This is a genomic window from Curvibacter sp. GW821-FHT09D12, from assembly GCF_059416245.1.
In genome coordinates this window covers 60,140-77,889 of sequence record NZ_JBWKOU010000023.1, presented here as the reverse complement: position 1 = coordinate 77,889, position 17,750 = coordinate 60,140, and the positions used below count along the sequence as shown (strand labels likewise).

The window sequence follows — 17,750 nt, the reverse complement described above, 5'->3', positions numbered from 1 at the left end:
ATGTCCATTTAGAAGTGAAATGGGCATCTTCGGGAGCTCTGAAATGGGGGGCAAGATGGGAGGACTGGCCGCTTACCAAGGGCGCGCTGGGCGACGCCTTGCATGCTGTCCTGTGCGGCGCCGGCCCCAATCTGCGCCTGATCCTGGCCGCGCTGCGGCTTTTTTGCGCCCGATTCGGGCTGTCGATGCAGGCGGTTATCTCGGCACTGCTCGCTGATCCACGCAATCACCAACTGGTCTGCGACTGAGATGCGAATTGTTCAGGACGGACTACTTGCCAACCTGCTGATACAAGGCGCCAAGGCGGCGGTGTTGACCGGCAAGCATAACGATGACCCCATTTCAAAGTGGGCACAGCAACTGCGGGAACGTAGCAGCTGGCTGAAAGCCGTGGTAGCTCTCGCTAACAAGAACGCTCGGATTCTTTGGGCCGTCATGACTCAGGGCAAACGCTACGATGACCGCCATGTCAGCCAGCCCCCAGTTGCCGACATGGCCACTGCGATGTAACTGACCAACGCAGTTTCACCTCAGCTTCAATCCCATTTCCTTGCCAGACGTGAAGTCAAAGATGGCTTTGAACAGGTCAGACAGGCAGCAGGTCAGCTCTGATGTTGCACTGTGGACCCAACGGGCACCACGTGATTTGTAGGGAGCCCTGCTGTGCGGTTCGTATCTGGGGCCGCACCAAGTGCATAAGCCCGTCTGTAGATTTGCTGTCTGTTCCTCGCTTCGAGCAGTCCGGCTTGCGTTAGTCGCCAGGAAACCGTCATCAAGAAAAAGACCTATGTCACTGACTACGTCGAAAGTCCCCGCCGCACAACAAAGGCCATTGATACGGTTAAACGTGGGGGCATTCTCTGCTGCCACCCAATTTCAAGTCAACCAACATTGCCACATTTTCAAAGTGGTGCGAAATTCACCAAAAACCTCTTCGACTAATTTGCGTCACGAGCACAGAAATCCTGTCCAACGCTTCGGCTTCTTGCAGCCAGCCTGAATCCTTGACAGGCTCAGACAGCGGAATTCCACTTACCTCTTGAGCCCTTAGAAGAACTTTTTCCAAAAGACTCGTCTTGGGAACCAAAATATAGCGCACTTCGCAATCCAGGCCATTTGCAAGCCTACTAAGGGTTCTGAGGGAAATTGATCCATCCACCTCAGACTGCTCCAGTTGGCGTACTCCCTGAGCGCTCATGCCAATGCGGTCCCCAAGGGCCTTGGAACTCATCCCCATTGCCAGTCGGACAGTCTTTGCCCACCCGCACTGCGGTGTGGCAAGGCGCTTCATGTGAGCATGCTCGGCGAGCTGGCGATCCAGTTCTGCCAAACGGCTGAGATTCAGTCGAGTTTTCACTGCTTCTACGTATGTCATGACAAAGGCAATCGGTAGCTTGTCCCGGAGATCACATCAGACAACCTGTGACTTCCCATTGGTGTGCCCTCTGAAGGAAGTGGGTCAAGAAGCCCTAGACCACGATCCGAATCCGCTATCGTCGTAACCTCATTTCTGAGAGGGACCAAATGGTCCTATATTATCCTGAATGGCAGTGCATGCTTCACATAGAAAAAAAGACCCTCAGCCCCTTTGGAGAAAACGAAATCCAGGCCTTGTTAACCCTAAAAGGGTGGAGGAGCCTCCTACCTCATGCCCTGAGCGATGATCATGTACTGAGACTGGCCGATCAACTTCGTGATCTATTTTCCGGAAGAGAGTCATTTGACGACCAAGGATCAAACGACGCAGCGCTGCCTGTTGCATTGGTTTTACTCTCTAAAGCCGGAGCTACTCCTGAGGAGCTAGAAGGCGACATCGAGCTGATTCAAGGAGGCATGACCTTGCTCACCATCATGACTGAGCGAGAGATCGTTGACCGACTTCTCCAGCGTCCTGGCGCCTCAGATGACCAAGGCTTGATGAACGAGCTGAAGGAAATGGTGAGGGGCCACAGAGGAACCATGAACGCCTCACCAAAATTTAATCGGCAGCGATTCCAGCGAAATCAGTTTGAACGACCTGAAGGAGGTTTTGCATCGATGTGATGTCGCCGTCTGGGCAGTAGGCAACCGCCATTAGGGTCAGCGGATGAACTTGGAGGCTTTCGGCTAGGCTCTCTATGACTCTGATGCTGGGCAGTTGATGCCCTTGCTCGATACGACTCATGTGCCTCCGGCTGGTGGCCATGAGCATGTCCTCCTGAGTCAGGCCCCGGGCCACGCGCAGTCGCTGTAGCGCGCGTCCGAAGTTGGCTTGATTGAGAAGGTTTGTACGAAGCATTCCGTCGATTTCCGCCCAATGAGACCGAAAAGACCACGACTAATTGGTCTCGTGCGTTCAGATATGAGCGTTGGTCACTACTGCGACAGGCTGTTGGCGCCAGTGCAACCGGGAACAATAGAGTCCGATCCAAACTTGGCCACGGCTTCCGACTCCTACCAGCCAACTAGGGGCAACATCACATTTGGCAGCTACCTGATACGATGTCTGAGGACTGGGCTGCTGTCCGGTTTGAAGGACACCTTGTTAAGGTGTGAAGTCAAACCGGAGTTGGTTTATGGCAACGAGAAGGCTGTTCAGCCGAGAGTTCAAGCTTGAGGCAGTCAAGCTGGTTGTTGAGCGCGGCGTGTCCGTGGCGCAGGCGGCCAAAGATCTGGATGTTCATGAGAACGTCCTGCGCAAATGGGTACGGGAGGGCAAGGCAGACCCGCAGCACGCGTTTCCTGGTCAAGGCGTGATGAAGCCCGAGATGGCCGAGTTGGAGCGCCTGCGAAAGGAAAACGTCAAGCTCAAGATGGAGCGCGACCTGCTGAAAAAAGCAGCGGCCTACTTCGCCAAGGAGTCGATGTGAAGTTCGGCTTCATGGCGAAGCACCGAGGGGCCTGGCCTGTGGCGATGATGTGCGAGGCGCTCGGTGTGTCCCGCAGTGGCTTTTATGCCTGGCTGTCGAGGCCGCCAAGCCAACGCTGCCGCGATGAAGAGGAGATGGCGCCGCATGTGCGCCAAAGCTTCATTGCCAGTGACCGTACGTACGGCGCCAGACGCGTCTGGTTCGACATGCTGGAGCTGGGTTATGAGTGCGGCCTGCATCGCATTGAGCGGCTCATGCGAGTGCAGGCATTGAGGGCAAGGCCTCGCAGGCGTGGTTTACCGCAGGACAAGGGCGAGCGCAGCGTCATCGCTGGCAATGTACTGGACAGGGAATTCACTGCCGCAGCGCCAAATCAAAAGTGGGTGGCCGACTTCACCTACATCTGGACTGCGCAAGGCTGGTTGTATGTCGCTGTGGTGCTGGACCTGTATTCCCGTCGGATAGTGGGTTGGTCGATGCAAGACAGCATGACATCGCAGCTGGTGGCTGACGCGTTGATGATGGCTGTGTGGCGGCGTGGCAAACCGCTGGCTGTGCTGCATCACTCTGACCAGGGGAGCCAATACACCAGCAAGCAGTTCCAGGACTTGCTCAAGGAGCATGGCATCACCTGCAGCATGAGTCGTGCGGGTGAGGTGTGGGACAACTCGGCGATGGAGAGCTTCTTCAGTTCAATGAAGACGGAACGCATTGCCAGGAAGGTCTACCGCAGCCGAGAGCAGGCCCGGGCGGATGTCTTCGATTACATCGAGCGCTTCTACAACCCCAGGCGCCGTCATTCAACGCTGGGCTACGTCAGTCCGATACAGTTCGAGAAAGCTCAAGAAGCTTAGGTTGGTGTCCACAAAACCGGCAGCAGCCCAGACAAGGTATTCGAGGCAATAGACATGACGACTCCAGTCAAGGAAACCAACTCGTCGCAAATTATCCATCACCGTCATCACTATCGGCATTCCCGATGCCCTGCATCGTGATCGTTCGCCAGCACGCGAACTGTGTTTAGGTCGCAACTAAATATTGAGTTGCAACCTAAATCCGACCCCATCGTTCTTACCAAGGATGTATGCCACAGTTGGCACCGCTTTGGCAGTTGGGCAGATGTCGTAAAGACGCGCGGCGCCTCCGATGGCGGCATTACGGCTAAGCTGAAAGCAGCACCCCCACCCGTCATCGGCAAAGAAAAAGAGGCGCCACCTTGCGTCAGCGCCTCTTCAACTTGATGTGGGCCATCAGGCCACATCAGCAGTCCGGCCCTGGTGGGCACCGTGCACCTCACGGCATCAAAGCCGCCATCTCACCCGTTGGCACCACGCCATAGTGGTCCAGCTGCATTGAGTACTGCGCGCGCCCGGAGGACAGTGCGCGCAAGCTACCGATGTAACCGAACATCTCTTTCAGCGGTACCTGAGCTTCGATCGTGGCAGCATTGCCGCGCTGGCCCTGCCCTCGCACCACACCGCGACGGCGGTTCAGGTCGCCGATGCTGTCGCCCAAGTACTCGGCCGGCGTGATGACCTCGACGGCCATCACGGGTTCGAGCACCAGGGGGCCGGCCTTGGCAAATGCCTCACGGAAGGCGGCTATGGCCGCCAGCTCGAAGGCCAGCGTGGAGGAGTCGCGCTCATGGAAGCTGCCGTCCACCAGCGTTGCAGCAAAGTCCACAGCGGGGAAGCCCGCCACCACGCCGGTCAAGGCGGCGCGGCGGATGCCAGCCTCCACAGCGGGGATGAACTCACGCGGCACGGCTCCACCGACGATGCTGCTTTCAAAGCGGATGCCTTCGCCCCTGGACAGGGGTTCCAGCTGCAGCTTCACCTCGGCAAACTGGCCGGGGCCGCCCGATTGCTTCTTGTGTACATGGGTCACCTCCACGCTTCGCGAAATGGTTTCGCGGTAAGCCACCTGGGGGCGGCCGACCGATACGTTCACGCCATGGCGTGCGCGCAGCTTCTCGATCGAGACTTCGAGCTGCAGCTCGCCCATGCCGGAGAGAATGGTCTGTCCGGATTCGGCGTCGTGCTGCAGGCGCAGGCTCGGGTCTTCGCGCAGCAAGGACTGCAGGGCCTTGGACAGGCCTTGCTGGTCGGCACTCGTCTTGGGCTCGATGGCCATGTGAATCACGGGTTCGGGCACGCTGATCTGTTCCAGCACCACAGGGTGGACTGGATCGCTCAGGGTGTGCCCAGTCAGCGTGTCCTTGAGGCCGACGACAGCGGCGATGTCACCCGCCACCAATTCGTCGCGCTCGATGTGCTTGTCGGCATGCACTTCGTACAGGCGCGACACGCGCTCGGTTTTGCCCGTGCTGGTGTTGAGCACCACGTCGCCTTTACCCAGCCGGCCGCTGTAGACCCGCACGAACACCTTGACCCCATGGTCGTCAGTGACGACCTTGAACGCCAGGGCTGCGAACGGATCGCTGGACGACGCAGCTTGGCCATCGCTACCGCCGCGCACGATGTCATCGGGCGAGGGCAGGTAGTCGACCACCGCATCAAGCAGGGGCTCCACGCCGCGGTTCTTGAAAGCCGAGCCGGCCAAGGCGGGCACGAAGGCACCCGCCAGGACACCCTTGCGGATACTGGCTCGCAGCACGTTCACGGCGATCTCGTCTCCGTTCACATAGGCCTGCAGGGCGGCTTCGTCCTGATCCACTGCGGCTTCGACCAGGCGGGCACGGCTGTGCAGCGCTTGTTCAAGCAGGTCGGCTGGGATGTCGGCTTCACGGTACGGGATGCTGGCATCGTCCCTGTCCCAGATGCGGGCCCTCAGGGTGAGCAGGTCCACCACGCCACGGAAGTTGCTTTCCGCACCGATTGGGAGCTGCAGAGGCAGCACGCGCACGCCCAGGCGCTCCTCCATCATCGCCACGACGCGGTGGAAATCTGCACCCACGCGGTCGAGCTTGTTGATGAAGGCGATGCGGGGCACACGGTACTTGTCGGCCAGGCGCCAGTTGGTCTCGGTCTGCGGCTCCACGCCAGCGACGCCGTCAAACACGACGACAGCGCCATCGAGCACGCGCAGCGAGCGGTTCACCTCGATGTTGAAATCGATGTGGCCGGGGGTGTCGATCAGGTTGATCTGCGTGCCCTTCCAGTGCACGGTGACGGCCGCGCTGTTGATGGTGATGCCGCGCTGCTGTTCTTGCGGGTCGAAGTCCATTTGAGCGGTGCCGTGGTGCACTTCGCCAATGCGGTGGCTTTCGCCGGTATAGAAGAGGATGCGTTCGGTGGTCGTGGTCTTGCCCGCGTCGACGTGGGCGATGACACCGATATTGCGCAGTTGCGCGTTGCTGCTGTGGTTGCGTGAGTTCTTGGTCATGGCGAATCAATCTTTCTTGCGGCTGCACTCGGTCCTGCGAGCAGCTGCCGCCTGGTTGGCTGTTTGCCAGCCCAGGCGAGATGTATTCGCCTTCAGGCTAGCGTTGAATGTGTTGTGTGCTGTCGCCGAAGCCCGGGCGCACGGAACTCAAGCTCCGGCGGTCGCGAATCGTGGCAATCAACTTGTCGTAGGTACGCATAGAGGTAGGAAAAAAACAGGTCTGAAAACAAAAAACCCCGGAGGTGGAGCCTGCCGGGGTTTTGGGGACCGGAAGGCACAAAGCCCTCCGACACGCGATCGAGGGGCGCAACTAGGTGGCGAGCAATGCCTTGATCACGTTGGTGAGAATTTTCATAGGGGTGAATTATCCTCCTCGCGCAAAGAGCGTGCAAGCGGCGAGCTCACGCATGTCTGGAACAGGCTGAATGCAGTCATTCACGTTCGACGGATTGAGCGACTGCTTCGGTCATGACCGGCCAATCGACGAACGACCTTCCGCCAGTCATTGCAGTAGAGTCCCTGGACTAGAGGAGCACCACGCCGTTCTTGGCCGCTGCGCCACCGCTAGCGCTCTGGGACGCCGTATGCCCAGCGAACCCAATTCGGCTCCGCCAGCGAGGCCCGGACGCTGCGCGCGGCGGCCTCCTAGGGCCTGCAGCATTTCTTGAACTTTCGGCCTGAACCGCAGTAGCAGGGCTCGTTCACGCCAGGCAGTTTGTCCGGTGGTGTTGCTGCCCAGGAGCTACCGAAGATTCGAGGGTCGGGCATGCTGGGGCGGTAGCTGATCGAAACAGAATCGCCGAGGGTGGACAAGATCTGGTGCTCTTCCATCATGGCCAGGGTCTCCGCTTTCTCTGCCTCGGACAGATTCGGGTTGCCCTCCGCAACCATAACGGTTTCGGAGCTTCCAGGCGAGCCCTTTGTGTCTGCGCCCAGCACTACGATCTCGGCATAGGAGGGGAATTTCACCTGCGCCGCGCGCGCATAGAGCTCCATGCAAGCCTTCCGCTCAGCACGATAGCCGTCGTAGGTGATGTGCGCGTCGATCCATGGGAAGAGCAGGAAGATGTAGATCCGCTCTGGATGCGTCAAGGAAGCAATAACACGAGCACTACGAGCCTGGCCGGGCACGGTGTTGAACTTGTCAATGAGCATGTGGCCCAGTGCCGCCCTGGATACCCGGTTCTCTGACGCCATAACTCGAACAGCGCGCTCATGAGTAGCCAGCGACTCAGTGCTCACCTCTCTGCCAACGTTGGCAGAGAGGACGGCTTCGGAGAGGTCGTTGGTGATTCGCTTCCAGGCCATCGCAGCATTTCGCTGGGCTTCAAGGAGCGCATAGATCCCAGAGTTCCGAAGAGCTGACCACATGCCTTCCTCGAGGGTGAGAAGGAAGTCGTCGACGTTGGCTGGAATCGGTCTGCAGGGATGATAGGCACCAAAACCGTTGGGTTGCAGGTTGCTGAAATACACGGCGAGAAAGTCTTCCTCGCCATAGATCACCGACAGATGTTCTTTGCGGATCGCGCGTTCGCGCTCGACAAGGTAGTCAATGAAGTCAGGGCCGGCATCCAGCTCGGTCAAGAGCAGATCCAGCGATCCTTCATCAAACACGTGAACGAAGGTTTTGCTGGGGTCAATGTCTCCCACCCAGAACGGGTTGGCGAGCATCTGTTCTTCACGCATCACGGCGGAGAACCCCAGGCTTCCGGTGCTGTCGGGCGCCCCCTTCTCCGTGAACTTGGCAAAGTAGGTTCGAGCAGGTTCGATCGAATTCCTGCAGATCGCTACAAGATGAACCCTCAGCTCGGGGTCATCGAGCGCCAATGGAAAGGGTTGGGTGCACTTGCGGTCCAGGAACAGTTCGCTGCGCCCCGACCTGATGTACCTCTCTGCGCCTCGGAGCTGGTCGAGTGATCCAAGAACCGACTGGCGCAACCATCGCCCCCAGTTGACCTTGATATCGCCAGTGCTCGGGAACTTGATGTCCTTTTCCGAAAAGAGAATGACGTCCTTGCCGAACACGACGATGAGGTCGACCACTTCATGCTTGATCGTCCGCCCGCCCTTGACCATCCGTCGATGAACGGACGGGTAGGACCACAGGCCGAAGAACGCCAGATCAGCGAGCTTCGTAAGCTCGCGTTCGCCTGGGGTGCTTCCTTCCCCTTTCTGGATAAGCGTCAACATAATGATGGTCTCAGGCTGATGTCCTCGGACTGATCTCAGCTTTTTCCAGCGCGTTCCCTGCACCATGGTTCGTCGGCTCTGGCATGGTACCCCTTGATAGTTGCTCTTCCTGTCAGCGAGGCTAGGGCGTCAGTGGTTCATGGCACGAGCCTGCCCGTCTCGTCAGGTCACGAGCTCCTGGAGGAAGTCCGTGAGCGCAGTCTTCGGATCGTCCTCATCGGACACGATCATTTCAATGCCCCAGTGTCTCAGCACTTCGTCTGCCGCCGGGTTCGGGCGGTTGGTGAAGACGTACGACTTGGGTCTCACCGAAGCCAGCGGCGACTTTCCCCACATCTCGGTCAGGCGATAGAACAGCAGCCGGATATTGAAGTCCGTCAGGCTGTAGCCGATGAAGAGGACGGAGTTGCTCAGCACGTCGTTGCGGAGCTTGATGTCCAGCGGCGTGTCGAAGTTTAGCCGCTGGTAGTAGCTGGTCTCGTCGAGGACGATGGACTCGTCGGCTGCGAAGTCACCATGGAACTTGATGATCTGGCGGTGACCGTCCCTGACAGCGACCATGTCCGCTACGCTGGCAATCCTGTCGTACTTCACGCCGAACTCTGCGTGGGCGATCTCAAGCCACCGGTCGTAGTTGGTGGTGTAGATCCGCGAGAAGTTGCCCTGGGTGATGAGCCGGTGAATATCTGAGGCCTTGATGTCCGTGGAAGGCTTGTGCCATTCGCGGTCCATCCAACTTCGCAGCTCGCCGAGTCCACCTCTCTTCTTTTTGTAGAACTCAGCCAGGGTCTGATAGTTCCCGTAGGTGGCAAACACCGCCGGGTCGTAGCCCAGCTCCTTGGCAATCTGCGCGATCAGCTGGCTCCAACTCGGCAAACCAAGGTTTGCAGACACGCCGGCGCCGACAAACAGCATCAGCTTGCCGCTGCTGTGGGCTTCGAGAAGTTCAGTTCTCATGTCGTGAATTTCGAAGTCTTGATGTGAGCGGCAAACCTGTCCAACGCTAGGCGGCGCATGGATATGTCGTCCTTTTCGGTACCCATTTCGGCAAACGTCCTCGTGTAGCCGTCAGGGATGAACACACAGTCCCACTGGAAGTCCTCTGGCCCAGCAGGTGCGCGCGGAACCGTGCCCTCGATGGCACCTTCGAACAGGTGCATCTGGCGTCCGTCGCAGTACCCAAGCACCGTCTTTGCGATGACCTTGTCGTCACCCAGAGCGGCCACGAGGTCCGCGAAGCGCCTGGCTTCCAATCGGTCCCAAAAGATCTGGGTCAGCCCTGCAGGAAGATAGTTCAGTCCCCTGAGATACAGACCTGTGTGCTCGACGAACAGCGGGCGGCCGATCTCGTGGAACGCCTTGATCAGCTTGTCCCGCACTAGCGCGTAGACATCCTGTGTCTGCAGTTCCTCGATCTTTCTGGATACCGGCACGATGTCCACGCCGACCGGGTCGAGGATGCGTTGTACTTCTTTGATCTTGTGCTCGTTGCCGGACATGAATCGAATCTTCAATTCAGACCCTCCATGAATGAAAAGCGCTTGGCGACTTCGTACTGCTGCTGCATGTCGCAGATGGACAGGCCTTCGGCCATGGCGGCGGCTTGGTCGTCGGCCAGGCCGCGTTGATGGATCGCTGGGTTGTCGGAGCAGATCACGAACGGCACACCGCGGCGCCGGAACTCCTGCAGAGGATGGGCCTCATCGCGGGGAACGGCGCCCGTCAGCCGGTTGCTGATCGGGCAGACCTCGACGCAGACCCCCTCAGCAGCCAGCAGGTCCATTAAGTCCGGATCCTTGCCGGCGGCCGTGCCGTGGCCGATCCGATCAGCGTGGAAGAGCTCCACGGCCGCTCGCACGTTCTCCACGCGGCCAGTCTCTCCCGCGTGGATCGTGATGCCGAAGCCGTACCGGTCCTTGGCCTCACGGATCATCGCGGGCAGCTCAGCCGAGTAGGGCGTCTCTTCATCCCCCGCAAGGTCGAGCCCCACGACATCCTTCGGCCGTCCGATGTCCTCATAGGCCTGCAAGAGGGTGGCGAGATTGGGGACGCCGTAGTCGCCCCGCGTCACGGTGAGGATCAAGCCCCGCCGGATGCCGTGTTGCTGAGCCGCCCTGCCTGTTGACTCGATGAGGCGTTCCAATGCCTGCGCCGGCGTGCAGCTCTGAAGTCCGGTCAAGTACAGGACGCTGCTGCGGAGCTCGACGAAACGAACGGCGTTCGCTGCCAGGCTCGTAAGAACAGCATGGGCGAGGCGGTCAAGGTTCGCACGTTTCTTGGGGAAGAGCCGCAACACCTGCCACGGCGTGAGGTACTCCGCCAGCGATTTGCACGGGGCATGGCGGGTCATGTCCCGCTCGAAATCGAACCCGGCCGGAAACGACGTTGCTTCGTCGGCCATGATCTCCTGGATGGTCGACAGAGGGACGGCGCCGTTCATATGCACGTGGAGTTCCCCCCGATCATGTACGTGGGCTTGCGCTCCGCCGTCGTCGAGGTCGTCGGCCACGCCCAAAAGGCCTGGTAGATCAAGTTGCCGCTGATTCAATCTCCGTCCCTGGATGTGGGCTTCAGCCCCGTTTTTTGTGATGCTAGCGCAAAACCCGCAGTGCGCGTCTTCTCAGAGACCTGCAATTGGCGCGGGCGATCCGTTTGAGCTCCTTCGGCCTGAACCGTTGCAAGCGTGCGGCCGGGCGCCGTACGAAACCTCGGCGCTCAAAGATTGATGACCTTTAAGCCGCTGCTGTTGGCGGAGTCCGATAGAAGTTTTTCCAGCTTTTTGACCTGCGTATGCGGCGTAGCAATTGCCAGCAAGCGCTGGGCACGTGATGCACCCACATAGAGCTTGCGAAGCTCCTCTGCCATCGAGGCTGAGGTGCCGGTCTCAAGGTACTCGATCATGCCCTTCGCTCTCTTGGTTGAGAGCACCACACATACCGCTGGGAATTCGGCCCCCTTGACGCTATGGATGGTTCGAGCTGAATGGCCATGCAGTGGAGGCGGCAGCAATGCCTCTGCCAGCTTCTCATGGCGCTTTAGAACCTGCTTGATTGACCTGTCTCCACCTGGAGGCAGCTTTGCTTTCAGAATCTCCCGAGCCTCATCCAGCCAGCCGTCCGCGTCTTTGTGCCTCTCTGGGTCGTATCGCAGCTGCTTGCCAAGCTTGAGCATCTCCGGCCGCCAAGATTGATGCCTGTCATCGAGAGCATCCATATGCTGACGATAGGTCTTCCGCGCGAGATGGCCCTCCAGCGTCAACACCACGCGATGCATTTCCTCCAGTGCGTCTTGCCGCCCGCCGAGGTCAAACGACGAATGCAGGTCACCGACGGCAGCCGCTAGGCGGCAGGCAAGGTGTCCAAAGCCACTGTCAACAGGTAAGCCCAGCGCGCGTGACGCGCTGAGACGGGTCGACGCTACTACGGGACAGTCCTTCGCTGCAACCTTCAACTGGGTCACAAGCGACCCGAAGCAATCACCGATGGTCGACGGGACGCTCGTCCCCTTGTATGCCAGCAAGTAGACCGGATTGGGTTCAGCGCGATGCTCGCCCAGTGCTTCGTCGTAGGGACGCCCAGGTTCCGGCCTCTTTAGGCGCGAGACCGCACTAACGATGTGCTGACTCGATCGGAAATTCCCCGTCAGCGACAGGCGTCGGTCTTTCCCAAATTTCTCCGCAATGGCTCCCAGCTCCGTGGAGACCCCGCCTCGAAAGCCATAGATCGACTGCTGGGGGTCACAGATGATCTTTACAGGGATGCCAGCGTTCAGGAACCATTCAATGATGCGGAGGTCATCGGGATTACAGTCTTGAGCCTCGTCGACGATGATCTCGCCGAACCGTGCGACCAAGGCTTTCGTCAGAGGCGAGTCATTGTTCAGTGCCTTGAGCCGCCCCAGCGCCAACAGGCGCGCATCCTGGTAGTCGAGTTCACCACGCGCCTTGAAGCGCGCTCGCATCGTCTTTGCAGCAGTCAAGTGCGCCTTCGACACAGAGTCGATCCCCAGCTCTTTCAATTCTTCAGGGATAGCCTCTCCAGTCTTTCGGTCGAAACACTTCAACGGAATCGGCCTAGCCCTATCAAACGGCTGAACCTCCCGGAGCTCCAGATCCGGGATTAGTCGCGGCCGAGCCAGCGAACCTGGGATGCCAAATGGCGCCACGAGAAATCGCCACAAGAAGCTGTCGAAGGTTCCGATGAAGTGCGGCATGGCTGGGGATGGCAAGAGCCCTTCCCTGCGCAGGCGCGCATCCAGCTCCGACACTGCTACTTCAGTGAATGACAAGAACGCGATGCCGCGCTTCCATCCCTTCCTGTCCAGCAGATGGCGCGCTCTTTCGATCAGCACCCGGGTTTTTCCCGCACCTGGACATGCTGTGACAAATGCTGAGCCATCGAAGGCGATGACCGTCGCCTGCTCTTCGGTCGGTTTGAACGCTTTCGTCATTGGACCAGCGCTTCGATGGCGACCCGCAAGTAGTCCGGAACCTTGAAGTCCTTAGCCTCCCGCAGGCCCTCGGCCAGAGTCTGTGCAAAGTCGCCCTTCGGCGTGTTGTCAAAGAGCGCCTGGATAGCACGCGCTTTGTCCTCACGCTCAGCGTTCGCCAAGGCGTTCGTCCAGTTGGACTCCGATCTGGGGTGCGCCTTCAGGTAGGCCGCCTTCAGCAGCCCCTCATTGCCCGCCAGGGTAAGCTCGGACTCCAGGGAAAAGTCGTTCACCGATACATCAAGGAGGTCGCCTGCATCTTGCTCGGCCGCAAATGCGGAGAGTTCTGCCTTTCGGCTTGCTCCAGGACTGAGCTGACCACTCTTCAAGTCCCATCCGTCACCATCAGTGATCGCGACCACGCGATCAGCAATTCGAGCACCCCTGTGATGCGTGAGCAGCAGCTGCACGTAGGGCATGAAGTCCACGCCGTCAATAGGAACGAAGACGGCCGAGCGGAAAAGTCGCAGCTTCTCGACTTGGTCCTTCAAGACAAACCTCCTGGCAATGACAGGAAGAAGGAGTGCTTCGGCGATGCCCTCGACAAGGATGACACGTCCTCCGAAGAGCAGCGCCGATTTGGTGACATCCAGGTAGCGGTCGACCTTCCTCCGCGAGATGACGTCGAGCGCGAGCTCGCCGAGCGGTACACAACGGGTTGCGCGGCGCTGCGCTACCGGCATCTTGGATTGCGCCTCCAACGGAGCCGCTGGCGCTGCTGCCGTTGCCGGGTGAACGGCAGGAGCTGCCTTTGTCTCCGGCTGCGCGGGCACAGCGAGAGCGGCGGCAATCGGCCTAGGCAACTCGTCGGCAACGCTCATAACGGTAGTGGGCGCATCTATCAGCACCGTAGGCGAGTGCGCAAAAGCAGCTGCGATCGCATCTGCCGCGCCTGGAACGTTGTCCCCGTCAGTCTTGGCTACTGCAGACTCATCTAAGCCCGCCGCCTCAAGCACTGGCGCCGTGCGAAAGACGACGATTTTCTTGTTCTCCACCCAAGCAGAGAGGTTGGGAGAATGTGTGGCGACGACAACCTGTACTCGGCCGGCGGGCGCATCGAGCGGAACCTTCCGTGACTTTGACTTCTCGGCCTGGTCCTCAAGGAAGCCAAGCACCGCGGCCTGAAGCTGGGGGTGAAGGTGGGCCTCCGGCTCCTCGACCAGAAATAGCGTCAGGTCCACGTCATGCGAGCGCTCCAGTTCGATGGCGATCGTCGCCATGAACAGGAGATTGGCGTAGCCGTGACCCGAGTACCGCAGGTCCTCAGGCTCCAGCCCATGGTCTGCCAACTTGAATCGCAAGTCGCGCGCTATGTCGATCAGGTTTTCGTCGCTTGCGAAGCCCAATGAACTGCCCTGTCGACGCACACCGCCAGTCAGCGCCGCCAGATTTCCGTCTACTGCACTTCCAACCCGGCTCAGTATCTCCGAGGATGTCGCTCGGCGAAGCTCGGCCGCGACGTCCTCGGCCCTCTGATTTCCCATGAAGTGGTTCAGAAGCGCATGGATTCGAGTCGGGTTACCAGACGCCAAAGCCCGCTTTGCATCCCGCAGCGGCGGCAGATAAACATGTCGAATGGTGTCATGCGCACCAGGCTCCGGTGTCTCTCTGTGAGGCCCCGCCCAAAGCCGCGGCCGTACCGGCGAGTGCCCGCCCGATGCGGCGTACTGCAAGCCGAACTTGCATGAAGACATGGAATCATCGGTCACGGCGCTGAGAAGGCGCCCAGCTTGACCAGGGCTCAGATCCGCAAAGAGCGCCTCAAGTTCGAAGTCGGGGCGGACGCTGCCAAACCTAACATCTGTTGACTCGCAATACAGCTCACGACGGCCGCTCAACGGCAGCGTTAGAAGTCGCATCGCGTCAATCGCGTTGCTCTTGCCGCCGTTGTTCTCGCCTACGAAGACAGTTAGGTCTTCATAAAGCGGGATCTCAATCTGATCGAACGAGCGAAAGTTCTTCGCCGTCAGCTTCCTCAAGTACACAGCTTCTCCCCCAGAGGCTCTCAGACCCCTTGTGTATGCGTAGGTATTTCGTGGTCAGTCTAACTTCCAATCGACTCGCCGCCGAGCCAGATGCCGAGAACCTGACTACCTGCCGCGTCTCGAGGCAGCTAGGCTCAGCACGCGGCATCCGCATCGTGCCCCTCCCATCTGCATGGCTGGCTCGCCCTCGACGGCGGTCGTCACTGCTGCCGCGTCGACCGGTGTGCCAATGACGGCTTCCTGCAAGGGACCGTGAGGCCGCTAACCTGCCGCGAATGACGGCAACCGCTGCAGAGCTGCCGGCCGACTTTTTTCGGAGGCTTCAGGCTGAGAACGGCCGCTCGGCTGGTGCAGTTCGCTGACAGCTGTAGGTGGGAACGGACATTGATCACTGGCAGCGGCTCTTCGAGTCATTTGGGCGCCTTAGGCGCCCCAGACGGCTTTGGAGCGTCACGGCTTGCCCTTCGAGTGATAGTGTTGGTGCCGATGCAATCTTGACCCCCAGCTGATCACGATTGCACTGGCGCCAACAACCCAAAGGGGGAGATCTGACATTGATCTCTGCAGCTTGATTCGACCGCCTACGTCGCACCTGACACTAGGGCACTCGCACGTGCACTGGCCTATCCGTTATCAACCACCTCAGCGATCAAGCCAGAGGCAGGCCACTCGACACAAGACAATCTACGGGTAGAGATCAATTTCGCTTCATCGGCCTCAACGCCCAAGGCGCGCAACGTTGCTGCCGCTGTCTGCTCGGCGAAGTCCTGCGCGCAACTTGGGTCGAGCATGCAATGCGTTGCCCCGATCACTGAGCCCGCGACAATATTCAACGCCAGTTCAATGGGCATGCGGGTGAAGCGTCGCTGACGAATGCCAGCGCGAAGATCACGTTTGGCAAAATCCAAAAGGATGTCCGGGCCTCGTACATCCGGCCATCCAAGGCGAACAAGAAATGCGGCAACCAACGGGTGGTCAATGGCCGTTCTGGACACTAGCCTGATGCCACCTGCTATGCGCTCCGCTGGATCCCCAAAGCTGAACACGATTGGTTCGGCCATCTTGATCAGTTCATTTGCGATATGAGTGGCCACCTCTCGTATCAAGGCTTCGGTGGATGGGAAGTACTTGTAGAAGCTCCCACGTGAAACTTCTGCCGCCACGACGACATCGTCAATGGTGATGGCCGTGGGCCCCAACTCTGCGCCGATTCTGACGGCAGTACTAAGCAGGCGCATGCGCATGCGCTCTCGTCGTTCCGCGGCAACCCTGGGACGGTGGTCCGGAGTAGTCATTCAAACAATCACCTTTGCTCGAAGCCCCCTTGTAGATGTCTCCGTACGAGGGCAATTTTGACTATTTTGTCACCTTGACATCATAGCCAATATGGGAATCGTGCCATCAATGGTCGGCATCGGGGGTTCGCGAATCCCTTGCACTCGTCGCCCTCCCAGCTCGCACCGCTGAACGGTGCTCGCGTTCTCCGCTACAGCTGCGGCTCTCGATTCCAGGATTGGGCCCTGGTCGCCCTCTTGTCATCGTGTCATCGCCCGCGCGCACGAGGCCGGTCGAAAAGCGGTTCCAACCTGTATGGTCCTAGGGCAAACACTGATTTTCAATATTGTCACTCTTGTCATCATGACGTTTTCGTCATTATGATTCACTGAAACGTAGACCAGGGTCACGCATCGGTGTCCACCAATTCCAGGAGACAGCATGAAGTCACGCTCTTTCAATCACTTGGCCGCATGGGCCTGTTTTGCCTGCTTACCTGGGACAGTGCACGCCATCAATGGCGCTCAGTTGGGGGGTAGCGGCGTACGCAATGCCGGCATGGGTGGTGCCTCCATTGCATTGCCCCTGGATGCAAATGCTGCGGCCAACAATCCGGCCGGCATGGCGTATGTCCCCAGCTCGACCACCTTGGACCTGCAGGTCTTCGATGGACACTCGAGCGCGGACTATGTGCTGCCGGGCAATCGACTTGAAAACAAGCAGACGATCGCAGCGCCCCAAGGTGGGTTCAATTGGCAGCTGTCGCCGCAGTGGGCAGCGGGTGTGAGCATCTCGGGCAGTGGCTCGGGTTCTGACTATGGCCGGTCGGCTCTGCCTGTCAGCGGTGCTGGCAACGCAAAATCCACGCTTCGGATCGCGGAGTTGGTTCCCGCATTGGCATGGCGGCCACGCGAGGACCTGGCCCTCGGCGTTGGCCTGACGCTGGCCTATCAGCAATTCAAGGCCGACGGCGTGATTGTTCCGGCGTCGGTCCCCGGAGGCTTGCTGCCCCTGGCGGGACATGGGATGCAGGATTCGACCGGTGTCGGCTGGCGCGCGGGGGTTCTCTGGAAGCCCGGCAATGACTGGTCATTCGGAGCGAACTACAAAGCCCGGACCGCCATGGGGCGCCTGAAGGGCTATGACGCGGATCTGCTCGCGTTCAGTGGCGGGCACCTCGACATTCCTGAGCAGTATGGGGTGGGCGTTGCCTGGCAGTTGACGCCTCAGGTCGTGCTGGCCGCCGATTGGTTGCGGATCCTGTGGGGTGACCTGAAGGTCATGCAGGACCCGAATGGCTTTCGCTGGCGGAACCAGCCCGTGATTCGCTTTGGTGCTTCATGGGCAGTGGACGACCGGTTGACCTTGCGTGCGGGTTACAGCCAGAACCGGGGCCAGATCGAGAGCTCGGCCACGACTCAGAACCTGCTCGTTCCCTCGGTGCATGAGAAGGCCTATTCGATGGGCCTCTCATGGGCACTGGATGCGAAGAACGAGCTGAGCGTCGGGTACGAGATCAATCCCCGCACAACGTTGACAGGCACCGGCGCGGGCACTGGCACCAATCTCACGAGCCGGGTCCAGATGTTCATGCTGGGCTGGCAGCGGCGTTTCTGAG

13 protein-coding genes and 2 pseudogenes are annotated in these 17,750 nt (G+C 59.4%); 5 read left to right on the top strand and 10 right to left on the bottom strand.

Annotated features, from left to right (window positions below; genetic code table 11):
* Together AC07PT_RS25350 and AC07PT_RS25345 are read left to right on the top strand one after the other, a co-directional pair.
* Window positions 1-248: pseudogene (locus AC07PT_RS25350) on the top strand (hypothetical protein); the annotation flags it as partial.
* A 16-nt stretch (window positions 249-264) separates the two neighbouring features.
* Window positions 265-510 (top strand): annotated as a pseudogene (locus tag AC07PT_RS25345) (IS110 family transposase); the annotation flags it as partial.
* Window positions 511-919: 409 nt separating this feature from the next.
* Here AC07PT_RS25345 and AC07PT_RS25340 read toward each other — a convergent pair.
* Complete coding sequence (locus AC07PT_RS25340; RefSeq protein WP_494658549.1) at window positions 920-1,375, bottom strand: helix-turn-helix domain-containing protein; 456 nt, start codon at window positions 1,373-1,375, stop codon at window positions 920-922.
* A 179-nt stretch (window positions 1,376-1,554) separates the two neighbouring features.
* Between AC07PT_RS25340 and AC07PT_RS25335 the strand changes: the two genes are divergently transcribed.
* The gene (locus AC07PT_RS25335; protein WP_494658548.1) at window positions 1,555-2,043 is read left to right on the top strand and encodes a hypothetical protein; all 489 of its coding nucleotides are present in this window, start codon (window positions 1,555-1,557) and stop codon (window positions 2,041-2,043) included.
* Here AC07PT_RS25335 and AC07PT_RS25330 read toward each other — a convergent pair.
* Window positions 1,979-2,278 carry a helix-turn-helix domain-containing protein gene (locus AC07PT_RS25330; protein ID WP_494658547.1) on the bottom strand — a complete coding sequence of 100 codons (300 nt, stop codon included), beginning with the start codon at window positions 2,276-2,278 and terminating at the stop codon, window positions 1,979-1,981. The two genes, AC07PT_RS25335 and AC07PT_RS25330, sit on opposite strands and share 65 nt — an antisense overlap.
* A gap of 277 nt (window positions 2,279-2,555) precedes the next feature.
* On the opposite strand from AC07PT_RS25330, the gene AC07PT_RS25325 reads away from it, so the two are divergent.
* A protein-coding gene (locus AC07PT_RS25325) for an IS3 family transposase (RefSeq protein ID WP_494658546.1) occupies window positions 2,556-3,703 on the top strand; the annotation gives its coding sequence in 2 pieces (ribosomal slippage) (window positions 2,556-2,823 and window positions 2,823-3,703; 1,149 coding nt in all).
* A gap of 439 nt (window positions 3,704-4,142) precedes the next feature.
* Here AC07PT_RS25325 and fusA read toward each other — a convergent pair.
* The 8 genes from fusA to AC07PT_RS25285 all read right to left on the bottom strand — a co-directional run bounded on the left by fusA (window position 4,143) and on the right by AC07PT_RS25285 (window position 16,101).
* Window positions 4,143-6,194, bottom strand: a complete 2,052-nt coding sequence (gene fusA, locus AC07PT_RS25320; protein WP_494658545.1) for an elongation factor G — start codon at window positions 6,192-6,194, stop codon at window positions 4,143-4,145.
* A gap of 645 nt (window positions 6,195-6,839) precedes the next feature.
* Window positions 6,840-8,384 (bottom strand): SEC-C metal-binding domain-containing protein, encoded by a 1,545-nt coding sequence (locus tag AC07PT_RS25315; protein ID WP_494658544.1) that lies wholly within the window; start codon window positions 8,382-8,384, stop codon window positions 6,840-6,842.
* 162 nt (window positions 8,385-8,546) lie between these two features.
* Window positions 8,547-9,341, bottom strand: coding sequence for an SIR2 family protein (locus AC07PT_RS25310; RefSeq protein ID WP_494658543.1), 795 nt, complete (start codon window positions 9,339-9,341; stop codon window positions 8,547-8,549).
* Window positions 9,338-9,883, bottom strand: coding sequence for a non-canonical purine NTP pyrophosphatase (locus AC07PT_RS25305; RefSeq protein WP_494658542.1), 546 nt, complete (start codon window positions 9,881-9,883; stop codon window positions 9,338-9,340). Before AC07PT_RS25305 ends, AC07PT_RS25310 begins: the two co-directional genes overlap by 4 nt.
* A gap of 11 nt (window positions 9,884-9,894) precedes the next feature.
* On the bottom strand, window positions 9,895-10,893 hold the full coding sequence (locus tag AC07PT_RS25300; protein ID WP_494658541.1) for an adenosine deaminase family protein: 999 nt from the start codon (window positions 10,891-10,893) through the stop codon (window positions 9,895-9,897).
* A gap of 206 nt (window positions 10,894-11,099) precedes the next feature.
* Window positions 11,100-12,833 (bottom strand): UvrD-helicase domain-containing protein, encoded by a 1,734-nt coding sequence (locus AC07PT_RS25295; RefSeq protein WP_494658540.1) that lies wholly within the window; start codon window positions 12,831-12,833, stop codon window positions 11,100-11,102.
* The gene (locus AC07PT_RS25290; protein ID WP_494658539.1) at window positions 12,830-14,851 is read right to left on the bottom strand and encodes an ATP-dependent nuclease; all 2,022 of its coding nucleotides are present in this window, start codon (window positions 14,849-14,851) and stop codon (window positions 12,830-12,832) included. Before AC07PT_RS25290 ends, AC07PT_RS25295 begins: the two co-directional genes overlap by 4 nt.
* Window positions 14,852-15,480: 629 nt before the next feature.
* Complete coding sequence (locus AC07PT_RS25285; RefSeq protein ID WP_494658538.1) at window positions 15,481-16,101, bottom strand: TetR/AcrR family transcriptional regulator; 621 nt, start codon at window positions 16,099-16,101, stop codon at window positions 15,481-15,483.
* Between the two features lie 472 nt (window positions 16,102-16,573).
* Between AC07PT_RS25285 and AC07PT_RS25280 the strand changes: the two genes are divergently transcribed.
* Window positions 16,574-17,749, top strand: coding sequence for an OmpP1/FadL family transporter (locus AC07PT_RS25280; protein WP_494658537.1), 1,176 nt, complete (start codon window positions 16,574-16,576; stop codon window positions 17,747-17,749).
* The last annotated feature ends 1 nt before the right edge of the window (window position 17,750 follow it).